Consider the following 22,152-nt stretch of genomic DNA (forward strand, 5'->3'; position numbering starts at 1 on the left):
CTCCGGCGCCCTCCCCGGCGCGTGTCAGCGGGCGGCTCCGGCCTCCCCCGCGCCCGCCGCCTCCGCCTCCGCGTCCTCGTCGGCGTCGGCGGCCTCGCCGTCGTCGTCCTCGTCGTCGAAGACGGAGCTGATGTCGAAGCGGCAGACGATCCGCTCCGGGTCGGCCTGGTCGAAGGGGGCGGCCAGCCACTCCCCCGGCTCCGGGAGCTCTCCGTCGGCGGTGACCCAGAGCGTGGAGTCGCCCTCCTCCAGGCCGAACTCCTTGTGCCGGGAGGCGATCTCGTCGGGTTCGTACTCCCCGAAGAGGACGCCGAGCGCGGCGGCGGTGGAGCGGGGTCCCTCCTCGTCGTGGTCGAGGTCGGCGACGCGCCGTGCCTGGGCCACGAGCCGGCGCGGCTCGGCCACGGCGTAGTCGCGGCGGATCAGCACGCTGAGGGCGTGCGGTTCGTCGGGTCCGGCGTACGGGGGCAGCTTGTCGTCGGCCCCGGGGATCTCGAAGGGGGTCACCTCGTCGTAGCGGTCGTAGAGGAGCTCGTCATAGGCCTCGGCGGCCGTGGCGAGGGCGTTGAACGCCTCGTACACGCCGGTGTCGTCGTCCCCCGTGCGGCGTTCGACCGCCGCGAGGTGGCGGTCCAGTGCGGTCTTGACCGCCTCTGCGGCGGCACGTACCTCGGCAGCGGTGGGCTGCGCAGCATCAGACATGGGACAGACGCTATCCGTACCGGGCCGGTGCCCGCACAATAGATACCGATGCCGGAATACGAATTTGTCGACGTGTACGTGCCGCGTGGCGTCTCCCGCAAGGAGACCGCGCGGCTTCTGACCGACCATGCCGAGTACGGGCACTGGGAGTTGGACCGACTCACCCTGCGCCGGGACGGCAGCCGCAGAGTGCGGCTGAAGAGGCGGATCATCCGTCAGATCCGCGCCACCTGGTGAGGAACGCGAAAGGGGCCCCGTGCGATGCGGGGCCCCTTCGCGTTCCGGCCGGTGCGGCTCAGGCGCCGCGGCGGGAGCGGCGGTAGACCAGCGAGCCGGCGAGGAGCATGCCCGCCGCGGCCGGGACGATCACGCCGAGAGGCGCGGAGGACCCGGTCTCGGCAAGCTCGTGCGGCGCGGCCGGGGGCGGGGTGAGCTGCGGGCCGGGGTGGTTCGAGCCACCGTCGGAGCTCGGCGGCACACCGGGGGTGCCGGGCGTGCCCGGAGTCCCGGGAGTCCCCGGCGTACCGGGGGTGCCCGGTGTCCCGGGCGTACCCGGCGTACCAGGGGTGCCCGGTGTCCCGGGCGTACCCGGCGTTCCCGGCGTGCCCGGGGTCCCGGGCGTACCCGGCGTGCCCGGCGTACCGGGGGTCTCGGGCTCCTCGCCGTAACCGCCCGGCTCCTCGCCGTAGCCGCCGGGCTCCTCCTCGCCGTAGCCGGTGTCGGGGTTCTCGGTGTTGGCGCAGTCGTTGCCCGCGGCGGCGTTGCCGAGGCCGATGCCCGTGACGCTGTTGCCGCACGCGTTCACCGGCACGTCCACCGGCACCACGACGGTGTTGCCGGAGGCCACCCCCGGGGAGTCGCTCGCGGTCGCGTCGCCGGAGGCACCGGGACCGGACTGCGCGGGGATGTTCGCGCAGGAGTTGCCCATCGCCGGGTTGAGCACCCCGACGACGTTCACGGTGTTGCCGCACGCGTTGACCGGGGCGTGGACCGGGACCTGCACGGAGTTGCCGGACGCGATGCCGGGCGAGTTCGCGGCGGTGCCGCTCGCGCCGGAGTCCGCCTGCGCGATGCCGCCGCCGAGCGCGAAGACGCCTCCGGCCGCCGCGACGGTGATGAGGGTCTTGCGGGTGACCTGTCGCATTGCTTGCTTACCTGCCTTCTCGGCGATGCCGCCTGATCGGCTTGGAGTGGGGCCGCCGGGCCCGTGCCCGGGGCGGAATGGCCACCGGCCCCGGAGTGCATGGCACGCACTCCGGGGCCGGACGGCTCACGCCCTCAAGGGGCGGGGCACAACGTCAGGCGTTGACGCAGGTGTTGCCGAAGGCGGGGTTCAGCAGACCGATCACGGAGACCGTGTTGCCGCAGACGTTCACGGGAACGTGAACCGGGACCTGCACGACGTTGCCCGAGAGGACACCGGGGGAGCCGATGGCCGCACCCTGGGCACCCGCGTCGGCGACGGCCATGCCCGCGCCTGCGAGAACCAGACCGCCGGTGGCAGCCGCAGCAGCGACGACCTTCTTGATCATTATTCCTCCTAGTTGACAATGCGGTCCCAGCCGCGGACCGCATCACCTGTAACGAGGGGGAAGGGTGGGGGCTACGAGCCCTCGGGTGCATTCACTCTTTCCGGGCAGACTCAAACGGGCGGCCGAATTCGCGCGCCCGGCGGGGCGGGGTCAGCAGGCGTCGATGAACCGGTCCAGGACGCGGACGCCGAACTTCAGGCCGTCGACGGGGACGCGCTCGTCCACGCCGTGGAACATGCCGGCGAAGTCCAGCTCCGGCGGCAGCTGGAGCGGGGCGAAGCCGAAGCAGCGGATGCCGAGGTCGTCGAAGGACTTGGCGTCGGTGCCGCCGGAGAGCATGTACGGGACGGCACGGGCGATCGGGTCCTCGGCGCGCAGGGCCAGCTGCATGGCGTCGACGAGGGCGCCGTCGAAGCTGGTCTCCAGGGCCTTGTCGCCGTGCACGTCCTCGCGCTTCACCTTGGGGCCGAGGATCCGGTCGAGGTCGGCCAGGAACTCCTCCTCGTAGCCGGGCAGGAAGCGGCCGTCGACGTGGGCGGTGGCCTGGCCGGGGATGACGTTCACCTTGTAGCCGGCGCCGAGCATGGTGGGGGCGGCGGAGTTGCGCAGGGTGGCGCCGACCATCTTGGCGATGCCGCCCAGCTTGGCCAGGGTGCCGTCCATGTCCTCGGGGTCGAGCGGGGTGCCGAGGGCGTCGGACAGCTCGTCGAGGAAGCTGCGGACGGTCTTGGTGACACGGACCGGCCACTGGTGGCGGCCGAGCCGTCCGACGGCCTCGCACAGCTCGGTGATCGCGTTGTCCGAGTTGGTCATGGAGCCGTGGCCGGCCGTGCCCTCGACGGTGAGCCGCATCCAGTGCATGCCCTTCTGGGCGGTCTCGACCAGGTAGAGGCGCAGGTTCTCGTTGACGGTGAAGGAGAAGCCGCCGACCTCGCCGATCGCCTCGGTGACGCCGTCGAAGAGACCGCGGTGCTTGTCGACCAGGTGGCGGGCGCCGTAGGTACCGCCGGCCTCCTCGTCGGCCAGGAAGGCGAGGACGATGTCGCGCGGGGGCTTGCGGCCGCTGCGCAGCCGGTCGCGGACGACCGCGAGGGTCATCGCGTCCATGTCCTTCATGTCGACGGCGCCGCGGCCCCAGACGCAGCCGTCGGCGACCTCGCCGGAGAAGGGGTGGTGGGTCCAGTCCTCGGCGTTGGCCGGGACGACGTCGGTGTGCCCGTGGATGAGCAGGGCGGGCCGGGAGGGGTCCTCGCCCTCGATGCGGGCGACGGTGGAGGCGCGGCCCTTGTGCGACTCGATGATCTTCGGGTCGAGGCCCACCTCGGCGAGCTTCTCGGCGACGTACTCGGCGGCGGCCCGCTCGCCGGGGCCGGAGTGGTCGCCGTAGTTGCTGGTGTCGATGCGGATGAGGTCCCGGCAGAGGTCGACGACCTCGTCCTCACCCGAGACGGTCCGGCCGGTGTTCGACTCGCTCACGCTGCTTCCTCCCACGACGTGCCCCACAGGTCTGCTGGTGGTCGCCCCCATCCTGCCGCGCCCCAGCCCCGGGGGCGCAAGGCGTCCACCGGCCGACACACCCCCGACACATGCCGAGACGGGGTCTCCGGCGGGGCGGACGGGGCCGGTGGGGCGGGTGAGGGGGTGGTGATCGGCCACCCCGAATGTTTGCTATGGTTTTCCTCGTCGGAACGGCCCAGGGCCGCGAGACACACACCCTGTCCGGGTGGCGGAATGGCAGACGCGCTAGCTTGAGGTGCTAGTGCCCTTTATCGGGCGTGGGGGTTCAAGTCCCCCCTCGGACACCAAGGAAAGTCCCGGTCGAGTCTCTCGACCGGGACTTTCTCGTGTTCCGGACGCAGAGGACGAGAGGCGGAGCGGTGCGGAGGAAGAGGGTGCCGGCCGCGCCGCTGCCGCAGCGGGACGGGATCGATCCGGTACGGCTCCGGCTGCCGGAGGATCCGGAGGGCGCCTGGCCGACCGTCGGGGCGTATCTGCTCGGGCGGTACGGGACGGCGGTCGGCGCGGAGCGGGTCGGCGCGATGCTGGACGCGGGGCGGTTCGTCGGGGCCGACGGGCGGGCGGCCACGGCCTCGGAGCCGTACGAGCCGGGGCGGTGGCTGTGGTTCCACCGGGACCTCGCCGCCGAGGAGCGGGTGCCGTTCGAGATCGGGGTGGTCCACCGGGACGACCGGATCCTGGTCGCGGACAAGCCGCACTTCCTGGCGACGACGCCGCGCGGGCGCCATGTGACGGAGACGGCGGTGGCGCGGCTGCGGGCCGGGCTCGGGCTGCCCGCGCTCCAGCCGGCGCACCGGCTCGACCGGCTGACGGCGGGTCTCGTGCTGTTCGTGGTGCGGCCCGAGGACCGGGGGGCGTACCAGCTGCTGTTCAAGGAGCGGCGGGTGCGCAAGGAGTACGAGGCGGTGGCGCCGTACGACCCGGGGGTGGCGCTGCCGGTGACGGTGCGGAGCCGGATCGAGAAGGAGCGGGGGGTGCTCGCCGCGCGGGAGGTGCCGGGCGAGCCGAACGCGGTGAGCCGGATCGAGCTGGTGGCGCACCGCGACGGGCTCGGGCGGTACCGGCTGGTGCCGGAGACCGGGAAGACGCACCAGCTGCGGGTGCACATGAACGCGCTGGGGCTGCCGATCCTGGACGATCCGCTCTATCCGGTGGTGCGTGAGGACGGGCCGGAGGACTACCGGCGGCCGCTGCGGCTGCTGGCGCGGTCGCTGGAGTTCACCGACCCGGTCACGGGCGAGGAGAGGCGGTTCGAGAGCCGCCTCTCGCTCAGTGGCCCCTGACGAGCCACTCCCCCAGGTGCGGGGCCTCGGCTCCGATGGTGGTCGAGTCGCCGTGGCCGGTGCGGACGACCGTCTCGGGCGGGAGGGTGAGGAGCTTCTCCCGGATCGACTCGATGATCGTGGGGAAGTCGGAGAAGGACCGGCCGGTGGCGCCGGGGCCGCCCTGGAAGAGGGTGTCGCCGGTGAAGACGGTGCCCAGGTCGGGGGCGTACAGGCAGACCGCTCCGGGGGCGTGGCCGGGGGTGTGGAGGACCTTCAGGTCGGTGCCCGCGATGGTGAGGACCTGGCCGTCGGCGAGTTCGCCGTCGGGGGTGTGGTCGGGGTGGGTGAGCTTCCACAGCGGCTGGTCGGCGGGGTGGAGCAGGATGCGGGCGCCGGTGGCGGCGGCGAGCGCGGGGGCGGCGCCGACGTGGTCGTCGTGGGCGTGGGTGCAGACGATGGCGCGCAGGGTGCGGCCGTCGAGGGCGGCGAGCACGGCGTCGGCGTCGTGGGCGGCGTCGATGACGATGGCCTCGTCGTCGTCGCCGACGATCCAGACGTTGTTGTCGACGTCCCAGGTGCCGCCGTCGAGGCTGAAGGTGCCGGAGGTGACCAGGTGGTCGACGCGGGCGGTCATCACAGCACCACCACCGAGCGGAGGACGTCGCCCTCGTGCATGCGGGCGAACGCCTTCTCGACGTCGTCGAGGGCGATGGTCTCGGTGACGAAGGCGCCGAGGTCGATGCGGCCCTGCCGGTGCAGGTCGATGAGCATGGGGAAGTCGCGGGACGGCAGGCAGTCGCCGTACCAGGAGGACTTGAGGGAGCCGCCGCGGCCGAAGACGTCGAGGAGCGGCAGTTCCAGCTTCATCTCGGGGGTGGGGACGCCGACGAGGACGACGGTGCCGGCCAGGTCGCGGGCGTAGAACGCCTGCCGGTACGTCTCCGGGCGGCCGACGGCCTCGATCACGACGTCGGCGCCGAAGCCGCCGGTGAGTTCGCGGATCGCCTCGACGGGGTCGGCGGTGCGGGAGTCGACGGTGTGGGTGGCGCCCATCTCCTTCGCCTTGGCCAGTTTCCGCTCGTCGATGTCGACGGCGATGATCTTCGCGGCGCCGGCGAGGCGGGCGCCGACGACCGCGGCGTCGCCGACGCCTCCGCAGCCGATGACGGCGACGGTGTCGCCGCGGGAGACGTTGCCGGTGTTGATCGCGGCGCCGATGCCGGCCATCACGCCACAGCCGAGGAGGCCGGCGATCTCGGGGGCGACGGCCGGGTCGACCTTGGTGCACTGGCCCGCGGCGACGAGGGTCTTCTCGGCGAAGGCGCCGATGCCGAGGGCCGGGGAGAGCTCCGTGCCGTCGAGCAGGGTCATCCTCTGCCGCGCGTTGTGGGTGTCGAAGCAGTACCAGGGGCGGCCGCGGCGGCAGGCGCGGCACTGGCCGCAGACGGCCCGCCAGTTGAGGATCACGTAGTCGCCGGGGGCGACGTCGGTGACGCCCTCGCCGACCGACTCGACGACGCCGGCGGCCTCGTGGCCGAGCAGGAAGGGGAAGTCGTCGTTGATCCCGCCCTGCTTGTAGTGGAGGTCGGTGTGGCAGACGCCGCACGCCTGGACCCGGACGACGGCCTCGCCGGGGCCCGGATCGGGGACGACGATCGTCTCGATCCGCACCGGCTCGTTCCGACCGGGGGCGATGACCCCCCGCACGTGCTGTGGCATCGCTGACTTCCCTTCGGCCGAGAGGATCTTGTAAGCCTCCTGCGTACCACTATCTCCTGATAAAAGGCGAGACCCCCGCAGGCCGTGCCTGCGGGGGTCCACCGCTCCCGTGGGGGGAGTCGAGGGGGGTCAGTCCTGCGCGCCGGAGGTCTCGCGGACCCGGCGGCGGACCAGGAACCAGCCGCCGACGAGGGCCGCGCCGATCAGCGGCAGGCAGTTCACGGTGGTGCGGCCGATGCCGCCGTCCATCCACATGAGGACGAGGACGGAGCCGAGGAAGACCAGGGTCACGATCTGGGTGTAGGGGGCCCAGGGCAGCCGGTAGGCGGGGCGGCTGAGCTTGCCCTGCCTGGCGCTGCGGACGAAGAGCAGCGAGCAGACCATGATCATGGCCCAGGTGCCGATGATGCCGATGGAGGCGAAGTTGAGGACCAGCTCGAAGGCGTCCTCGGGCATCTTGGCGTTGAGGAGCACGCCGACGACGCCGAAGCCGGCGGTGAGCAGGATGCCGCCGTAGGGGACGCCGCCCTTGTTCATGACGCCGGTGAACTTCGGCGCGGAGCCGGCCATCGACATCGAGCGCAGGATGCGGCCGGTGGAGTACAGGCCCGAGTTGAGGCTGGAGAGGGCCGCGGTGAGGACGACGAGGTTCATCACGCCGGCGGCGCCGGGGATGCCCAGCTTGTCGAAGACGGTGACGAAGGGGCTCTGGTCGCCCGAGTAGGCGGTGTACGGGAGGATCAGTGCGAGCAGGACGACGGAGCCGACGTAGAAGAGGCCGACGCGCCACATGATCGAGTTGATCGCCTTCGGCATGATCTTCTCGGGGTTCTCGGTCTCGCCGGCGGCGACGCCGCAGAGCTCGACGGAGGCGTAGGCGAAGACGACGCCCTGGATGAGCAGGAGCATCGGCATCATGCCGTTGGGGAAGATGCCGCCGTTGTCGGTGATGTTGGCCAGGCCCGGGGTGGAGCCGCCGACGTCGTGCGAGGTCACGACGAGGAAGATGCCGACGAGCATGAAGGCGACGAGCGCGGCGACCTTGACGATCGCGAACCAGAACTCCATCTCGCCGAAGTACTTCACCGAGATGAGGTTGGCGGCGAGGACGACCGCGAGGGCGATCAGGGCGAGCACCCACTGCGGGATGTCGCTGAACAGCGACCAGAAGTGGGCGTAGGTGGCCGCGGCGGTGATGTCGGCGACGGCGGTGGTCGACCAGTTGAGGAAGTAGAGCCAGCCGGCCGTGTAGGCGCCCTTCTCGCCCATGAACTCGCGGGCGTAGGAGACGAACGCGCCGGAGGACGGGCGGTAGAGCACCAGCTCGCCGAGGGCCCGGACCACGAAGAAGGCGAAGACGCCGCAGACCGCGTACGCGATGAAGAGCGAGGGGCCGGCGCTGGCCATCCGGCCGCCGGCGCCGAGGAAGAGCCCCGTGCCGATGGCGCCGCCGATGGCGATCATGTTGATGTGCCGGGACTTGAGGTCCTTGCGGTATCCGGCGTCGCCGGCGTCGATGTGGGGGGACGCCGTGGAGCCGGCGGCGGACAGCGGCTCGGCCGCGGTGACGCGGTCAGTCATGGAGTTGTTCGCCTTCGTGAGGGGGAGGGGGCTGTGCGGTACCCGGCCGTGCCCTCGTGGGGGTCGCCCTGGCATGGCCAGCGCACATCCTCACGGCAACACCCGCTCGCTGACTGTGACCGCTGTCACTGAACGCCCGGATTTGAGCTAGTTCAGAGGTTACGTGCGGGTTAACCGGACGCTACGGAGCCAGGACGTCCAGTTCCTTGAGCGCGCCGACGGCGATCTCCCGGGTCAGCGCCTCCGCGCGGGCCGCGTCCCGCTCGCGCACGGCCTCCGCGACCTGAACGTGGAGGGTGACGGCGGCCGGGTCGGGGTCCTCGAACATCACGTGGTGGTGGGTGCGGCCGGTGAGGACCTCGGCGACGACGTCGCCGAGGCGGGCGAACATCTCGTTGCCGGAGGCGTTGAGGACGACCCGGTGGAAGGCGATGTCGTGGACGAGGTACGCCTCCAGCTGCCGGCCGCGCGAGGTCGCGACCATGCCGAGGGCCTGCTCGGTGAGCTCGCGGCACTGGGCCGGGGTGGCGTGGAGGGCGGCGAGGCCGGCCGCGACGGGCTCGACGGCGGAGCGCAGCACGGTGAGGGAGCGGAGCTGGCGGGGGCGGTCGGCGCCGGCCAGCCGCCAGCGGATGACCTGGGGGTCGTAGACGTTCCAGCTCTCGGTGGGCAGCACCGTGACGCCGACCCGGCGGCGCGACTCCACCAGGTGCATGGACTCCAGGACGCGGACGACCTCGCGGACGACGGTGCGGGAGACGTCGAAGCCCTGGGCGAGCTCGTCGGTGCGCAGCACGGTGCCGGGCGGGTACTCCCCCGCGGTGATGGCCAGACCCAGGGTGGCGAGCACGTGCGAGTGGAGCCCCTGGGCCGATGTCGTCATGGGGCTCAGCCTATGCGGGCGCCGTCCGGTGATCACATCGGGAATTAAAAGTACGACTTTTATGTCACAGGCTCTTGAATACGTCGTACTCAATGGGTTTCATGACAGCGCGACGGAACCGATGTCGCGGAAGACGGCACCGATGTCGAAGAGGACAGCGAGGCACCCCTCATGAGCACCACCCCCCACACCGCCGCCCACCCGGTCGTCGTCGTCATGGGCGTCGCCGGGACCGGCAAGACGACGATCGGTCCGCTGGTCGCCCGGGCCCTCGGCCTCCCCTACGCGGAGGGGGACGACTTCCACCCGGCGGCGAACGTGGCCAAGATGTCGGCCGGCGTCCCGCTCGACGACGCCGACCGGGAGCCGTGGCTCGACGCCATCGGCGCCTGGGCGCACGACCGGGCCGGGCGCGGCGGCGTGGTGAGCAGCTCCGCGCTGAAGCGGATCTACCGGGACCGGCTGCGTGCGGCCGCCCCCGGGGTCGTCTTCCTCCATCTGACCGGCGACCGGGAGCTGATCGAGGCGCGGATGGCCTCCCGCAGGGGCCATTTCATGCCCACCGCGCTGCTCGACTCCCAGTTCGCCACCCTGCAGCCGCTGCAGGACGACGAGGCCGGCGTCGCCGTCGACGTGTCCGGCACCCCCGAGGAGATCACCGACCGGGCCGTCGCCGCGCTGCGGCGGCTCGCCGGCTGACCTCCCCTCCCCCACCTGCCCGTACGAAGGACACCACCGTGACCAGTCTCAGCGTCGAGACCCTGGCAGCGGATGCCGTCGAGCCGATCACCTCGGCCGGCAACGCCCAGCTGGGCATCGCCGTTCTCGCCGGCATCGCCGTCATCGTCCTGCTCATCACCAAGTTCAAGCTGCACGCGTTCCTCGCGCTGACCATCGGGTCGCTCGCGCTCGGCGCGTTCGCCGGCGCCCCGCTCGCGGACACCATCAAGGCGTTCAGCACCGGGCTCGGCAACACCGTGGCCGGCGTGGGCGTGCTCATCGCGCTCGGCGCCATCCTCGGCAAGCTGCTCGCCGACTCGGGCGGCGCCGACCAGATCGTCGACACGATCCTCGCGAAGGCGAGCAAGCGGTCCATGCCGTGGGCGATGGTCCTGATCGCCTCGGTGATCGGCCTGCCGCTCTTCTTCGAGGTCGGCATCGTGCTGCTGATCCCGGTGGTGCTCATGGTCGCCAAGCGCGGCAACTACTCCCTGATGCGGATCGGCATCCCCGCCCTGGCCGGCCTGTCCGTGATGCACGGGCTGATCCCGCCGCACCCCGGCCCGCTCGTCGCGATCGACGCGGTGGGCGCCAACCTGGGCGTCACCCTCGCCCTCGGCCTGGTCGTCGCGATCCCGACCGTGATCATCGCGGGCCCGGTCTTCTCGAAGTACGCGGCCCGCTGGGTGGACGTCCCGGCGCCCGAGCACATGCTGAACTCCTCTGACGGGGCGACGCGCCCCTCCGAGGACCTGGAGAAGCGCCCCGGCTTCGGCGTCACGGTCGCCACGGTGATGCTGCCGGTCGTCCTGATGCTGGTGAAGGCGCTCGTCGACATCGTGGTCGACGACCCCGAGAACGCCGTGCAGAAGGTCACCGACGTCATCGGCTCGCCGCTGATCGCCCTGCTCGCCGCCGTCATAGTCGGCATGTTCACGCTGGGCCGGGCGGCCGGCTTCACCAAGGAGCGGCTGTCCTCGACGGTCGACAAGTCCCTCGCCCCGATCGCGGGCGTGCTGCTGATCGTCGGCGCCGGCGGCGGCTTCAAGCAGACGCTGATCGACCTGGGCGTCGGCCAGATGATCCTGGACTTCTCGAAGGACTGGTCGATCCCGGCCCTGCTCCTCGCCTGGCTGATCGCGGTCGCGATCCGGCTCGCGACGGGCTCCGCGACGGTCGCGACGATCTCGGCGGCCGGTCTGGTGGCCCCGCTCGCCGCGGGCATGTCCACCAGCGAGACGGCGCTCCTGGTGCTGGCGATCGGTGCCGGTTCGCTCTTCTTCAGCCACGTCAACGACGCCGGTTTCTGGCTGGTGAAGGAGTACTTCGGCATGAACGTCGGCCAGACGATCAAGACCTGGTCGGTGATGGAGACCATCATCTCGGTGGTCGGCCTGGTGTTCGTGCTGCTGCTGTCGCTGGTGTTGTAGCACTGGTGGCGGGCCGGAGGGCCCCGGATCTCCTCGTGGAGGTCCGGGGCCCTCCGGCGTGCTCAGCCGCGCAGCAGGCGCAGGACCCTCGCCCCGAGCTCCAGGGCCTCGTCCGGCGAGTCGACGGACTGCTGGAGGTCGACGAAGCAGCCGTCGGCGCCGGTGTCGCGCACTCCCTGGAGGACCGCGGCGATCCCGTCCGCCGTGGCGCCGGGGGCGGGGTTGCAGCGGATCTGCCGACGCAGCGCGTCGGGGTCGCGGCCGGCCTCGTCGGCGGCGCGGCGCGCCACGTCCCACAGGCCCTCGGCCGCTCCGGGCGGCAGGACGGCGCCGGCCCAGCCGGCGGCCCGGCGGCCGACCCGGCGCAGGGCGGCGGGGCTGAAGCCGCCGAGGAGCACGGGCGGTCCGGCGGGCTGGACCGGGCGGAGGCCGACGTACGCGGCGGGGATCGTCCAGCGGGGCCCCTGGTGGCCGACCTCCTCCCGGGTCCAGACGGCGTGCAGGACGTCGAGCAGTTCGTCGAGGAGGGCGCCGCGCCGGCCGAAGTCGGCGCCGACGGCCGTGTACTCGTCGCGCAGCCAGCCGAGGCCGAGGCCGACGTCGAGGCGTCCGCCGCTGACCTGGTCGAGGGAGGTGAGGGAGCGGGCGAGCAGGGCCGGCGGGTACCAGGGACCGTTGAGGGTGCTCGTGCCGAGCCGGGCGCGGACGGTCGCGCCGGCGGCGACGGTGAGCACCGTCAGCGGGTCGAGGAAGGTCTTGTACTGGTGGGGGTACGGGTTCTCCGGCGTGTGCCCCGGATAGAGGTCGCCGGGGGCCACCGGGGTCAGGACGCGGTCGCCGACCCAGAACGAGTCGAAGCCGGCCTCCTCGGCGTCCCGCGCGAAGTCCGCGATGCGGTCGGCGCGGGCATGGGTGCCGTACTGGGGCAGTGCGATGCCTATCTCCATGGGCCTCATCCTGGGCGGCGCGGCGGCCCGCGACACGAAGGGTTCGGCGTGTGACCCCCGCCACGCGCGCGTGCGCGCGGTGGCGCGTGGCGGGGACTGCGGACGCGCGCGTGCGTGGGTGCGTCGCGGGGACCGTCGTACGCGCGCGTGCGGGGTGGGGGTCGTACGCGCGTGCGGGGTGGCGGTCGTACGCGCGTGTGGCGGGGCCGGGCTGCCGGCCGGACGCCTACGCCGTCGCCGCGGCGGCCGCCCTGCCCGCCGCGCGGCCGGAGAAGACGCAGCCGCCGAGGAAGGTGCCTTCGAGGGAGCGGTAGCCGTGGACGCCGCCGCCGCCGAAGCCGGCGGCCTCCCCCGCCGCGTACAGGCCGGGGAGGGGTTCGCCGGTCTCGGTGAGGACCCGGGAGGAGAGGTCGGTCTGCAGGCCGCCGAGGGACTTGCGGGTGAGGATGTTGAGGCGGACGGCGATCAGCGGGCCGGCCTTCGGGTCGAGGATGCGGTGCGGGGCGGCGGTCCTGATCAGACGGTCGCCGAGGTAGCTGCGGGCGCCGCGGATCGCGGTGATCTGGAGGTCCTTGGTGAAGGGGTTGGCGATCTCGCGGTCGCGGGCGGTGATTTCGTGGCGCAGGACGGCCTCGTCCACGAGGTCCTCGCCGGTGATCCGGTTCATGCCGCGGACGAGGGCCGGCAGGTCGTCCTCGACGACGAAGTCGGCGCCCTTGTCCATGAACGCCTGGACGGGGCCGGGGACGTCGGCGCGGGCCCGGCCGAGGACGTCGCGGACGGACTTGCCGGTGAGGTCGGGGTTCTGTTCGGAGCCGGAGAGGGCGAACTCCTTGCCGATGATCCGCTTGTCGAGGACGAACCAGGTGTGGTCGTGGCCGGTCCGCATGATGTGTTCGAGGGTGCCGAGGGTGTCGAAGCCGGGGAAGAGCGGCACCGGGAGCCGCTTGCCGGTGGCGTCCAGCCAGAGCGAGGAGGGGCCGGGCAGGATGCGGATGCCGTGCCGGGCCCAGATCGGGTTCCAGTTCTCGATGCCCTCCGTGTAGTGCCACATCCGGTCGCGGTTGACGTGCCGGGCGCCGGCCTTCTCCGCGATGCCGAGCATCAGGCCGTCGACGTGGGCCGGGACGCCGGAGAGCAGCTTCTCGGGCGGGGTGCCGAGGCGGGCGGGCCACTGGGCGCGGACCAGGTCGTGGTTGCCGCCGATGCCGCCGGTGGTGACGATCACCGCCTGGGCGCGCAGCTCGAAGGAGCCCGTGGCGGTCCGGGTGCTGGCGGTGCCGCGCGCGGCGTCCGAGGGCTCCAGGATCTCGCCGGAGACGGTGTCGACGGTGCCGTCGGTGCGGCCGAGGGCGGTGACGCGGTGGCGGAAGCGGAAGGTGACGCGGCCCCGGGCGGCGCCCTCGCGGACCCTGCGCTCGAAGGGGGCGACGAGGCCGGGTCCCGTACCCCAGGTGATGTGGAAGCGGGGGACGGAGTTGCCGTGCCCGTTGGCGTCGTAGCCGCCGCGCTCGGCCCAGCCGACCACGGGGAAGAAGCGGACCCCGCGCGCGTGCAGCCAGGAGCGCTTCTCGCCGGCGGCGAAGTCCACGTACGCCTCCGCCCAGCGGCGGGCCCAGTCGTCCTCGGGGCGGTCGAAGCCCGCGGTGCCCATCCAGTCCTGGAGGGCGAGCGCGTGGCTGTCCTTGATGCGGAGCCGGCGCTGTTCGGGCGAGTCGACGAGGAAGAGCCCGCCGAAGGACCAGTGGGCCTGGCCGCCGAGGGACTGTTCGGGCTCCTGGTCCAGGAGGATCACGGACCGGCCGGCGTCGACCAGTTCGGCGGTGGCGACGAGGCCGGCGAGGCCGGCCCCGATCACGATCACATCGGCGTCGTAGGACATGGACCGCATCTTGGATACACGGATGTATCGAGTCAACCTCTCGGGCCGGAGGGAGGCCCTCCCGTTTTCTAATGTCGAGCATTAATATGGGGGGCATGGCAAGGACGTCAGGACCCGAGACCCGGGCGAAGCTGATCCACGCGGCGGAGGAGCTCTTCGCCGCCCAGGGCGTCGACAACGCCCAGCTGCGGGACATCACCAGGCTGGCCGGGCAGGCCAACCCCTCCGCCGTGCAGTACCACTTCGGCTCCCGCGCCGGACTCCTCGACGCGGTCATGGCCGGCCGGCTGGCCCGCACCGAGCAGGTGCTCGTCGACCTCGCGTACGACCCCGAGGCTGACGTCCACGGGCTGGTCACCGCCCTCGTCACGGCCGAGGCCAGCGAGCTGCGCACCGAGCGCGGCCGCCGCTGCCTGCGCGTCTCCGCGCAGCTCAGCCACGAGAGCGGGGTCCGCGCCCGCACCCCGCACCCCACCCTGGCCGGCACCGCCTACTGGGCGCTGATCGAGCGGATCGCCGCCCGGCTGGCCGCCGACGGGCTGCCCGAACCGCTGCTCCTGGAGCGCCTCGACCTGGCCCTCACGGTGGTCGGCGCGGCGCTCGCCGACCGGGCCCGGCAGTACCTCGACGGGACGGAGCCGCTCACCGGCGAAGCGCTCTTCCTCGCCGACCTCGTCGAGACCACCACCGCGCTGCTCCGGGCCGCACGGCCCCGGAGCCTCTGATGCGAAGCACCACCCCGAAGGGACCCTCCATGAACGACCTCACCGGCAAGACCGTCCTCATCACCGGCGGCGCCCGCGGCCTGGGCGCCGAGGCGGCCCGCCAGGCCGTCGCCGCCGGCGCGAACGTGGTCGTCACCGACGTCCTCGACGAGGACGGCGCGGCGACCGCCGCGAGCCTGGGCGAGCGCGCCCGCTTCCTCCACCACGACGTGACCTCCGAGGAGGAGTGGGCGGCCGCCGTGGCGTACGCCGTCGCCGAGTTCGGCGGACTGCACGGCCTGGTGAACAACGCCGGCATCTCCACCGGCGCCCTCCTGGAGACCGAGAGCGTCGAGCACTTCCGCAAGGTCCTCGACATCAACCTCACCGGCGTCTTCATCGGCATGAAGGCGGCGATCCCGGCGATGCGGGAGGCCGGCGGCGGCTCCATCGTCAACATCTCCTCGGCGGCGGGCCTGATGGGCCTCGCGCTGACCGCGGGCTACGGCGCCTCCAAGTGGGGCGTGCGCGGGCTGACGAAGATCGGCGCGGTGGAGCTCGGCACCGCGCGGATCCGGGTCAACTCGGTCCACCCGGGCATGACCTACACCCCGATGACCGCCTCCGTCGGCATCCAGCGGGGCGAGGGCATGTACCCGAACACGCCGATGGGCCGGGTCGGCGAGGCCGACGAGATCGCCGGCGCGGTCGTCTTCCTGCTCTCGGACGCGGCCTCGTACGTGACGGGCGCCGAGCTCGCCGTGGACGGCGGCTGGACCACCGGCCCGACGGTCAAGTACGTCATGGGGCAGTGAACCCCGGCGGCGCGGTGCTTGGATGGGCGCATGAGCGCTTCCGATGAGGTACTGGACGTCGTCGACGAGCAGGACCGGGTGATCGGCCGGGCCCCGCGCGGCGAGGTGTACGCGCGGGGTCTGATCCACCGCTGCGTCTTCGTCCGGGTGCGGGACGCCGAGGGACGCGTCTTCGTCCACCGCAGGACCCCGACGAAGCTGGTCTTCCCCTCGATGTACGACCTGTTCGTCGGCGGGGTCGTCGGCGCCGGCGAGTCCTACGACGACGCGGCGCTGCGCGAGGCCGAGGAGGAGCTGGGCGTCTCCGGCCTCCCCCGGCCCGCGTTCCTCTTCTCGTTCCTGTACGACTCCGGCGGCGTCGCCGGGAAGTGGTGGTCGTCCGTGTACGACGTCCGCTGCGACCTGCCGGTGCGGCCGCAGCCGGAGGAGGTCGCCTGGCACGCCTTCCTGACCGCCGAGGAGCTGCGGGAGCGGCTGCCCGGTGCGCCCGGCGCCTGGGAGTGGGTGCCGGACGGGCTCGCCGCGTACGAACGCCTGGTGGCGGACGGGGACCGGTAGCGGGGGCCGTTAGGGTGCCGGGGTGAGCCGATTCGTACAGAGCCTGCGGCTGTGGTTCGCGCCGCGGCGGATCCGGGACGAGGGCGAGACCCCCGACTACCGCTTCTCCCTCGCCAACGAGCGGACCTTCCTCGCCTGGATCCGGACGGCGCTCGCGCTCATCGGCGGCGGCTTCGCCGTCGACCAGTTCCTGCCGGACCTGCGCTGGGCGGTCCGGGTCGGGCTCGCGCTCGCGCTGCTCGCCGCCGGCGTGCTGTGCGCCCTGCGCGCGGTGAACCACTGGATCCGCTGCGAGCGGGCCATGCGCCGCGGCGAGGACCTGCCCGTCTCCCGCTTCCCCGCCGTCCTGAGCCTCACCGTGGCGGTGGTCGCGGTCGCGATGGTGGTGCTCGTGGTCGTCGGCCGGGCCGGCTAGTGGCCGGTCCCGCGCCCGGGGACGGGACCGCCCGCGATCCCGGGCTCCAGCCGGAGCGCACCCGGCTCGCCTGGCGGCGGACGACGCTGTCGTGGACGGTCGTGGCCGTGCTCGGCGTCAAGCTGGCCCTGATGGACGACGCCACGGCGGCGGGGGTGGCCGGTCTGGCCCTCGCCGCGCTGCTGTGGATCGGCTTCCTGGCCGTCGCCCACCGGCGCATCCGCGCCCTGGACACCGCCCGGCCGCGGGTCCTGTCGGCCCGGGGCGCGCTGCTGGCGGCGGGGTGCACGGTGGCGCTGGCGGTGTGCGGGGCGGCGCTGATCTGGTGATCGTGGAGTCGTGGAGCTGGGATGGCGGATCCCGGATCCGGCGGCTTGGATCCTGGATCCACGAGCTCGGATCCTGGTTCCCGGAGCGCGGGCCCTGGATCCAGGAGCTCGGATCCTGGATCCAAAATCCAGTCAGGCCGCGGCCGCCGGCCGCTACGGGACCGTGACCACGACCTTGCCCTGGAGGCCGCCCTCGGCGTTGGCGCGCTGGGCGTCGGCCGCCCTTTCGAGCGGGAAGGTCTTCGCCACCCGGACGTCCAGGACGCCCTCGTCGGCGAGGTCGGCCAGCGCGTTCAGGTCGGCGGCGTCGGGGCGGACCCAGTAGTAGAGGCCGCCGAGGGCCAGGACCTCGCCGTCGGCGATGGAGGCGAGCCGGCCGCCGGGGGCGCGCAGCTTCGCCGCGTGCTGGAGGAAGGGGCCGCCGAGGGTGTCGAGGACCGCGTCCACGCCGTCCGGGGCGAGCTCGCGGACCTGGCCCGCGAAGGTCTCCTCGTCGAAGAGGACCGGCTCCGCGCCGAGTTCCGACACCCGGTCCCGGCCGGAGGCGCGGGCGGCGCCGAGGACCCGGCAGCCGAGGTGCCGGGCGATCTGCACGGCCATCGACCCGACCCCGCCGGCCGCGGCGAGCACCAGCACGGTCTCCCCCGGCCGCACCGCGAGCGCGGTGTGCAGCGCCTGGTAGGCGGTGAGGCCGGCCAGCGGCAGCCCGGCGGCCTCCTCGAAGGAGTAGCGGCGGGGCTTGCGGCCGAGGGTGCGGACGGGCGCGGCGACGTACTCGGCGAAGGTCCCGTGGGAGAGGACGTCCTCCCGGACGTACCCCATGACCTCGTCGCCCGCCGCCCACTCGGTGACGGAGACGCCGGGCCGGACGACGACGCCGGAGACGTCCCAGCCCGGCACGACGGGGAAGACCGCGTCGATCATGCCGTCGAGGTAGCCGGCCTGCGCCTTCCAGTCGACCGGGTTGACCGCCGCCGCCCGGACCTCGACCAGGACCTCGTCGGGCCCCACCTTCGGGTCGGGCAGCTCGCCGTACTCCAGGACCTCGGGGCCGCCGTACCGGCGGTAGCTGATCGCCTTCATGGAACCGACCCTCGGCCGGGGCGGGGCGTCCCGCAAGCCGGACGGGGCAGGCGGGGCAGACGCGAGCGATCCGGCGGATCCGGCCTCCGGGCGAGCCCGCCGGTGGCAGGCTTCCCCCAGTTCGTCGATCTTCTTCCCGGGGGGAGCCCTGTGCCTGCCACCGACCCGTACGTGGTCACGCTCGCGCCGCACGTCCACGCCTACGTCCAGCCCGACGGCGGCTGGTGCCTGAACAACGCCGGTTTCCTCGGCGACGCGGGCGAGTCGCTGCTCGTCGACACCACGGCCACCGAGCGGCGCGCCCTGCTGCTGCGCGACGCGGTGCTCGCCGCGGGGCTGCCGCTGCCGCGCACCGTCGTGAACACCCACCACCACGGGGACCACACCTACGGCAACGGGGTCTTCCGCCCCGAGGCCCGGATCATCGGGCACGAGAACTGCCGGTCCGAGCAGCTGGGCGCCGGGCACCAGCTGCACCTGCTGTGGCCGCGGACGGACTTCGGCCGGGTCGAGATCACGCCGCCCGACGTGACGTACCGGGACCGGCTGACGGTGTACGCCGGCGGGATCGAGGTGCGGGTGGTGCACCCGGGCCCGGCGCACACCACCGGCGACTCGATCGTGCACCTGCCGGAGCAGGGCGTGGTCTTCACGGGTGACCTGGTCTTCCAGGGCGGGACGCCGTTCCTGCCGATGGGCTCGCTGGCCGGCTCGCTGCGCGCGCTGGACGTGCTGCGGTCGCTGGACGCGGAGCGGGTGGTGCCGGGGCACGGCCCGGTGACGGACCCGGCCGCCTACGACGCCACCGAACGCTATCTGCGGTGGGTGGCGGAGCTGGCGGCCGAGGGGCACGCGAAGGGGGACCCGCCGCTGGAGACCGCCCGCCGGGCCGAGCCGGGCGAGTTCGCCGCGTGGCGGGAGAGCGAGCGGCTCGTGGCGAACCTGCACCGGGCGTACGCCGAGCTGGACGGGCTTCCGGAGGGGCACCCGCTCGACCCGGTGGCGGTCTTCGGCGACATGGCGGCGATGAACGGCGGGGTGCCGGTGGCCTGCCACGCCTGACCGGTCCGCACGCGGCCACGTGCGGACGGCGGGGGCCCGGGGTGACGTGGCGCCCGGGCCCCCGGTCTTTCGGGGAGCCCTCTGGACGACATACCGACTGGTCGGTCATCATGAACGCCGACCGACCGACCGGAGGTACGCCCGATGAGCCACACCGCCCCGCCACCCGGCCTCGACCCCGAGCGCCTGCGCCGCCACCTGGACCGCGAGCGGCCGGGACTGGTCGCCGGTCCCCTCGAAGCCCGGCTGATCGAGGGCGGCCGCTCCAACCTCACGTACGCCGTCACCGACGGCACCGGCCGCTGGGTGGTGCGCCGTCCGCCGCTCGGGCACGTGCTGGCCACCGCGCACGACATGCGGCGCGAGCACCGGGTGATCAGCGCCCTCGGCGGGACCCCGGTGCCGGTGCCGGGCACGGTGCTGCTCTGCGAGGACGAGGAGGTGCTCGGCGCGCCCTTCTACGTCATGGAGTTCGTCGAGGGGACCCCGTACCGCTCCGCCTCCCAGCTGGCGCCGCTGGGCCCGGAGCGCACCCGCGCCGCCGTCCTCGGCCTGGTCGACACCCTGGTCGACCTGCACGCGGTGGAGCCGGAGGCCGTCGGGCTCGGCGACTTCGGCCGGCCCGAGGGCTTCCTCGACCGGCAGCTGCGCCGCTGGGGCAAGCAGCTCGACGCCTCCCGGGGCCGCGACCTGCCCGGCATCGAGGAGCTGCACGCCGCCCTCGGCCGCGCGCTGCCCTCCTCCCCCGCACCGACCGTGGTGCACGGCGACTACCGGCTCGACAACGCCCTCGTCGGCGCGGACGACCGGATCACCGCCGTCCTCGACTGGGAGATGTCCACGCTCGGCGACCCGCTGACCGACCTGGGCCTGCTCGTCATGTACAGCACCCCGCTGGACCTGCCCGGCTCGCCGATCTCCACCACCGCGAGCGCCGCCGGCCACCCCACGGCCGCCGAGCTGGTCGAGCGGTACGCCGCCCGCTCCGGCCGGGACGTCACCGCCCTCTCCTGGTACACGGCCTTCGCCTGGTTCAAGCTCGCCGTGATCCTGGAGGGCATCCACTACCGCTACACCCTCGGGCAGACCGTCGGCGCCGGCTTCGACCGCATCGGCGACCTCGTCCCCGTCTTCATCGAGCACGGCCTGACCACCCTTCAGGAGGGCTGAACCGCCATGGACTTCTCCTACGACGCCCGCACCGAGGAGCTGCGGGCCCGGCTGCTCGCCTTCATGGACGAGCACGTGTACCCCGCCGAGGCCGTCGCCGAGGAGCAGCGGGCCGGGCTCGCCTCGCCGTGGGACGAGCCGCCGGTGGTGGCGGAGCTGAAGGCCGAGGCCAAGCGGCAGGGGCTGTGGAACCTCTTCCTCCCGGACGAGGAGTACGGGGCGGGCCTCACCAACCTCCAGTACGCGCCGCTCGCCGAGATCACCGGCCGCAGCCCGCAGCTCGCGCCGACCGCCCTCAACTGCGCCGCCCCGGACACCGGGAACATGGAGCTGCTCGCGCAGTTCGGCGACGAGGCGCAGCGCAAGCAGTGGCTGGAGCCGCTGCTCGCGGGCGAGATCCGGTCCGCGTTCGCGATGACCGAGCCCGAGGTGGCCTCCTCCGACGCGACCAACATCGAGACCCGCATCCGGCGGGACGGCGACACGTACGTGATCGACGGGCGCAAGTGGTACATCTCCGGGGCGATGAACCCGGACTGCAGGGTCTTCATCGTGATGGGCAAGACCGACCCGGACGGGCCCGACCCGCGCCGCCAGCAGTCGATGGTCCTGGTGCCGCGCGACACCCCGGGCGTCGAGGTGCGCCGGGCGATGCGGGTGTACGGCTACGAGGACCACTACCACGGCGGCCACGCCGAGGTGGTCTTCGACGGCGTGCGGGTCCCGGCCGCCAACCTGATCGGCGAGGAGGGCGGCGGCTTCGCCATCGCCCAGGCCCGGCTCGGTCCCGGCCGGATCCACCACTGCATGCGGCTGATCGGCATGGCCGAGCGGGCGGTGGAGCTGATGTGCCGGCGGGCCGTCTCCCGTACCGCCTTCGGCAAGCCCCTCGCCCAGCAGGGCGTGGTGCAGAACTGGATCGCGGACGCGCGCGTGACGATCGAGCAGCTGCGGCTGCTCGTCCTGAAGACGGCCTGGCTGATGGACACGGTCGGCAACAAGGGCGCCCACACCGAGATCCAGGCCATCAAGATCGCCACCCCGCGCGCGGTGGTGGACATCATCGACAGGGCGGTGCAGGCGCACGGCGCCGGCGGCGTCTCGCAGGACTTCCCGCTCGCCGAGCTGTGGGCGGCGGCGCGGACCCTGCGGCTCGCGGACGGGCCCGACGAGGTCCACCAGCGGTCGCTGGCCCGCCGCGAGCTGAAGCGCTACCTCTGACGGCTCACGGGCGCAGGGCCCGCAGCAGGAGGTCGGCCAGGTGGTCGGCGACCTGCTGCGGGGTCAGCGGCCCGTCCGGGCGGTACCACGTGGACAGGTGGTGCACGGAGCCGAAGTGGTAGTCCACGACGAGGTCGGCGGGCGTGGCGGAGGAGAAGACGCCCGCCCGCTGGCCTTCCTCCACGAGGGCGCGGAAGCGCTCGTGGTAGCGGCGGCGCTCGGAGCGGACCTGCTTGTTCTTCTCCGGGCTCAGGTGGTGCATGGAGCGGAAGAAGATCGAGGCGTCGTCGAGGTTCTCGATGGTGGTGACGACGACGTCGGCGGCGGCGGAGCGCAGCCGCTCCTCGACGGGCGCGTCGGAGCCCGCGAAGTCGTCCAGCCGCTCCTGCTGGAGGCGGAGCACGCGCGCGTACACCTCCTGGAGGAGGTCCTCCTTGGAGCCGAAGTAGTGGTAGAGGGCGCCCTTGGTGACGCCCGCCGCCTCGACGATCTCCTGCACGGAGGTGCGGTCGTAGCCCTGCTCCGCGAAGAGCCGGGTGGCGGCGGCGAGGAGCCTCTGGGGGACGGGAGAACCGTCCCCGTCCGTCGTCCTGGCCATGCTCCGCCGCCTTCCAGC

24 protein-coding genes and 1 tRNA gene are annotated in these 22,152 nt (G+C 73.1%); 13 read left to right on the plus strand and 12 right to left on the minus strand.

The genetic code is table 11. From position 1 onward, the window contains the following. Positions 1-24: 24 nt before the first annotated feature. Complete coding sequence (locus tag ABFY03_RS08395) at positions 25-702, minus strand: hypothetical protein (protein ID WP_346169593.1); 678 nt, start codon at positions 700-702, stop codon at positions 25-27. Between the two features lie 48 nt (positions 703-750). Here ABFY03_RS08395 and ABFY03_RS08400 point away from each other — a divergent pair, with 48 nt between their 5' ends. Further along, on the plus strand, positions 751-939 hold the full coding sequence (locus ABFY03_RS08400) for a DUF5703 family protein (protein ID WP_319013159.1): 189 nt from the start codon (positions 751-753) through the stop codon (positions 937-939). A 58-nt stretch (positions 940-997) separates the two neighbouring features. On the opposite strand, the gene ABFY03_RS08405 is transcribed toward ABFY03_RS08400, so the two are convergent. The 3 genes from ABFY03_RS08405 to ABFY03_RS08415 form a co-directional block, all read right to left on the minus strand. Then, on the minus strand, positions 998-1,846 hold the full coding sequence (locus ABFY03_RS08405) for a chaplin (RefSeq protein WP_319013158.1): 849 nt from the start codon (positions 1,844-1,846) through the stop codon (positions 998-1,000). A gap of 154 nt (positions 1,847-2,000) precedes the next feature. Further along, positions 2,001-2,234, minus strand: a complete 234-nt coding sequence (gene chpH / locus ABFY03_RS08410) for a chaplin ChpH (protein ID WP_015032475.1) — start codon at positions 2,232-2,234, stop codon at positions 2,001-2,003. Positions 2,235-2,384: 150 nt separating this feature from the next. Further along, positions 2,385-3,710: a M20/M25/M40 family metallo-hydrolase gene (locus tag ABFY03_RS08415; RefSeq protein ID WP_319013157.1), complete on the minus strand. Its 1,326-nt coding sequence runs from the start codon at positions 3,708-3,710 to the stop codon at positions 2,385-2,387. Between the two features lie 241 nt (positions 3,711-3,951). Between ABFY03_RS08415 and ABFY03_RS08420 the strand changes: the two genes are divergently transcribed. Both ABFY03_RS08420 and ABFY03_RS08425 read left to right on the plus strand, forming a co-directional pair. Beyond that, positions 3,952-4,039, plus strand: a tRNA-Leu gene (locus ABFY03_RS08420). 72 nt (positions 4,040-4,111) lie between these two features. Continuing rightward, positions 4,112-5,035, plus strand: coding sequence for an RluA family pseudouridine synthase (locus ABFY03_RS08425; protein WP_319013156.1), 924 nt, complete (start codon positions 4,112-4,114; stop codon positions 5,033-5,035). On the opposite strand, the gene ABFY03_RS08430 is transcribed toward ABFY03_RS08425, so the two are convergent. The 4 genes from ABFY03_RS08430 to ABFY03_RS08445 all read right to left on the minus strand — a co-directional run bounded on the left by ABFY03_RS08430 (position 5,022) and on the right by ABFY03_RS08445 (position 9,200). Further along, on the minus strand, positions 5,022-5,651 hold the full coding sequence (locus ABFY03_RS08430) for an MBL fold metallo-hydrolase (RefSeq protein ID WP_346169594.1): 630 nt from the start codon (positions 5,649-5,651) through the stop codon (positions 5,022-5,024). The genes ABFY03_RS08425 and ABFY03_RS08430 overlap by 14 nt on opposite strands. Continuing rightward, positions 5,651-6,736 (minus strand): S-(hydroxymethyl)mycothiol dehydrogenase, encoded by a 1,086-nt coding sequence (locus ABFY03_RS08435; RefSeq protein WP_319013154.1) that lies wholly within the window; start codon positions 6,734-6,736, stop codon positions 5,651-5,653. Before ABFY03_RS08435 ends, ABFY03_RS08430 begins: the two co-directional genes overlap by 1 nt. Positions 6,737-6,865: 129 nt before the next feature. Further along, positions 6,866-8,317: an amino acid permease gene (locus tag ABFY03_RS08440; protein WP_346169595.1), complete on the minus strand. Its 1,452-nt coding sequence runs from the start codon at positions 8,315-8,317 to the stop codon at positions 6,866-6,868. Between the two features lie 181 nt (positions 8,318-8,498). Then, positions 8,499-9,200 carry a FadR/GntR family transcriptional regulator gene (locus tag ABFY03_RS08445; protein ID WP_319013152.1) on the minus strand — a complete coding sequence of 234 codons (702 nt, stop codon included), beginning with the start codon at positions 9,198-9,200 and terminating at the stop codon, positions 8,499-8,501. Positions 9,201-9,371: 171 nt separating this feature from the next. Between ABFY03_RS08445 and ABFY03_RS08450 the strand changes: the two genes are divergently transcribed. Next, positions 9,372-9,899, plus strand: coding sequence for a gluconokinase (locus ABFY03_RS08450; RefSeq protein WP_319013151.1), 528 nt, complete (start codon positions 9,372-9,374; stop codon positions 9,897-9,899). 38 nt (positions 9,900-9,937) lie between these two features. Continuing rightward, positions 9,938-11,350, plus strand: coding sequence for a GntP family permease (locus tag ABFY03_RS08455; RefSeq protein ID WP_319013150.1), 1,413 nt, complete (start codon positions 9,938-9,940; stop codon positions 11,348-11,350). 62 nt (positions 11,351-11,412) lie between these two features. Here the strand turns inward: ABFY03_RS08455 and ABFY03_RS08460 are convergent, their stop codons facing one another. Together ABFY03_RS08460 and ABFY03_RS08465 are read right to left on the minus strand one after the other, a co-directional pair. Next, a complete protein-coding gene (locus ABFY03_RS08460; RefSeq protein WP_346169596.1) occupies positions 11,413-12,297 on the minus strand; it encodes a TIGR03619 family F420-dependent LLM class oxidoreductase in 885 nt (294 codons plus the stop codon). A 226-nt stretch (positions 12,298-12,523) separates the two neighbouring features. Next, positions 12,524-14,179: an FAD-binding dehydrogenase gene (locus ABFY03_RS08465; RefSeq protein ID WP_346169597.1), complete on the minus strand. Its 1,656-nt coding sequence runs from the start codon at positions 14,177-14,179 to the stop codon at positions 12,524-12,526. 95 nt (positions 14,180-14,274) lie between these two features. Between ABFY03_RS08465 and ABFY03_RS08470 the strand changes: the two genes are divergently transcribed. From ABFY03_RS08470 to ABFY03_RS08490, 5 genes are read left to right on the plus strand one after another with little or no spacing between them, the layout of a single operon-like run. Beyond that, the gene (locus ABFY03_RS08470) at positions 14,275-14,904 is read left to right on the plus strand and encodes a TetR/AcrR family transcriptional regulator (RefSeq protein WP_346169598.1); all 630 of its coding nucleotides are present in this window, start codon (positions 14,275-14,277) and stop codon (positions 14,902-14,904) included. Between the two features lie 29 nt (positions 14,905-14,933). Beyond that, entirely contained in the window at positions 14,934-15,698 is a 765-nt protein-coding gene (locus ABFY03_RS08475; RefSeq protein ID WP_319013177.1) for a glucose 1-dehydrogenase, read from the plus strand. Positions 15,699-15,728: 30 nt separating this feature from the next. Beyond that, a complete protein-coding gene (locus tag ABFY03_RS08480; protein WP_346169599.1) occupies positions 15,729-16,256 on the plus strand; it encodes an NUDIX hydrolase in 528 nt (175 codons plus the stop codon). 22 nt (positions 16,257-16,278) lie between these two features. Continuing rightward, complete coding sequence (locus ABFY03_RS08485) at positions 16,279-16,671, plus strand: YidH family protein (RefSeq protein ID WP_346169600.1); 393 nt, start codon at positions 16,279-16,281, stop codon at positions 16,669-16,671. Then, positions 16,671-17,000: a DUF202 domain-containing protein gene (locus ABFY03_RS08490; protein ID WP_346169601.1), complete on the plus strand. Its 330-nt coding sequence runs from the start codon at positions 16,671-16,673 to the stop codon at positions 16,998-17,000. Before ABFY03_RS08485 ends, ABFY03_RS08490 begins: the two co-directional genes overlap by 1 nt. Positions 17,001-17,153: 153 nt before the next feature. Here ABFY03_RS08490 and ABFY03_RS08495 read toward each other — a convergent pair whose 3' ends face one another. After that, positions 17,154-18,083, minus strand: coding sequence for an NADP-dependent oxidoreductase (locus ABFY03_RS08495; RefSeq protein WP_346169602.1), 930 nt, complete (start codon positions 18,081-18,083; stop codon positions 17,154-17,156). A gap of 150 nt (positions 18,084-18,233) precedes the next feature. On the opposite strand from ABFY03_RS08495, the gene ABFY03_RS08500 reads away from it, so the two are divergent. The 3 genes from ABFY03_RS08500 to ABFY03_RS08510 all read left to right on the plus strand — a co-directional run bounded on the left by ABFY03_RS08500 (position 18,234) and on the right by ABFY03_RS08510 (position 21,536). Then, positions 18,234-19,145 (plus strand): MBL fold metallo-hydrolase, encoded by a 912-nt coding sequence (locus ABFY03_RS08500; RefSeq protein ID WP_346169603.1) that lies wholly within the window; start codon positions 18,234-18,236, stop codon positions 19,143-19,145. 144 nt (positions 19,146-19,289) lie between these two features. Next, entirely contained in the window at positions 19,290-20,315 is a 1,026-nt protein-coding gene (locus tag ABFY03_RS08505; RefSeq protein WP_346169604.1) for a phosphotransferase family protein, read from the plus strand. 6 nt (positions 20,316-20,321) lie between these two features. Continuing rightward, positions 20,322-21,536, plus strand: a complete 1,215-nt coding sequence (locus ABFY03_RS08510) for an acyl-CoA dehydrogenase family protein (RefSeq protein WP_319013140.1) — start codon at positions 20,322-20,324, stop codon at positions 21,534-21,536. 4 nt (positions 21,537-21,540) lie between these two features. On the opposite strand, the gene ABFY03_RS08515 is transcribed toward ABFY03_RS08510, so the two are convergent. Continuing rightward, entirely contained in the window at positions 21,541-22,134 is a 594-nt protein-coding gene (locus ABFY03_RS08515; protein ID WP_319013139.1) for a TetR/AcrR family transcriptional regulator, read from the minus strand. Between the last annotated feature and the right edge of the window lie 18 nt (positions 22,135-22,152).

The sequence above is a fragment of the Streptomyces roseofulvus genome, assembly GCF_039534915.1.
Lineage (GTDB): Bacteria > Actinomycetota > Actinomycetes > Streptomycetales > Streptomycetaceae > Streptomyces > Streptomyces roseofulvus.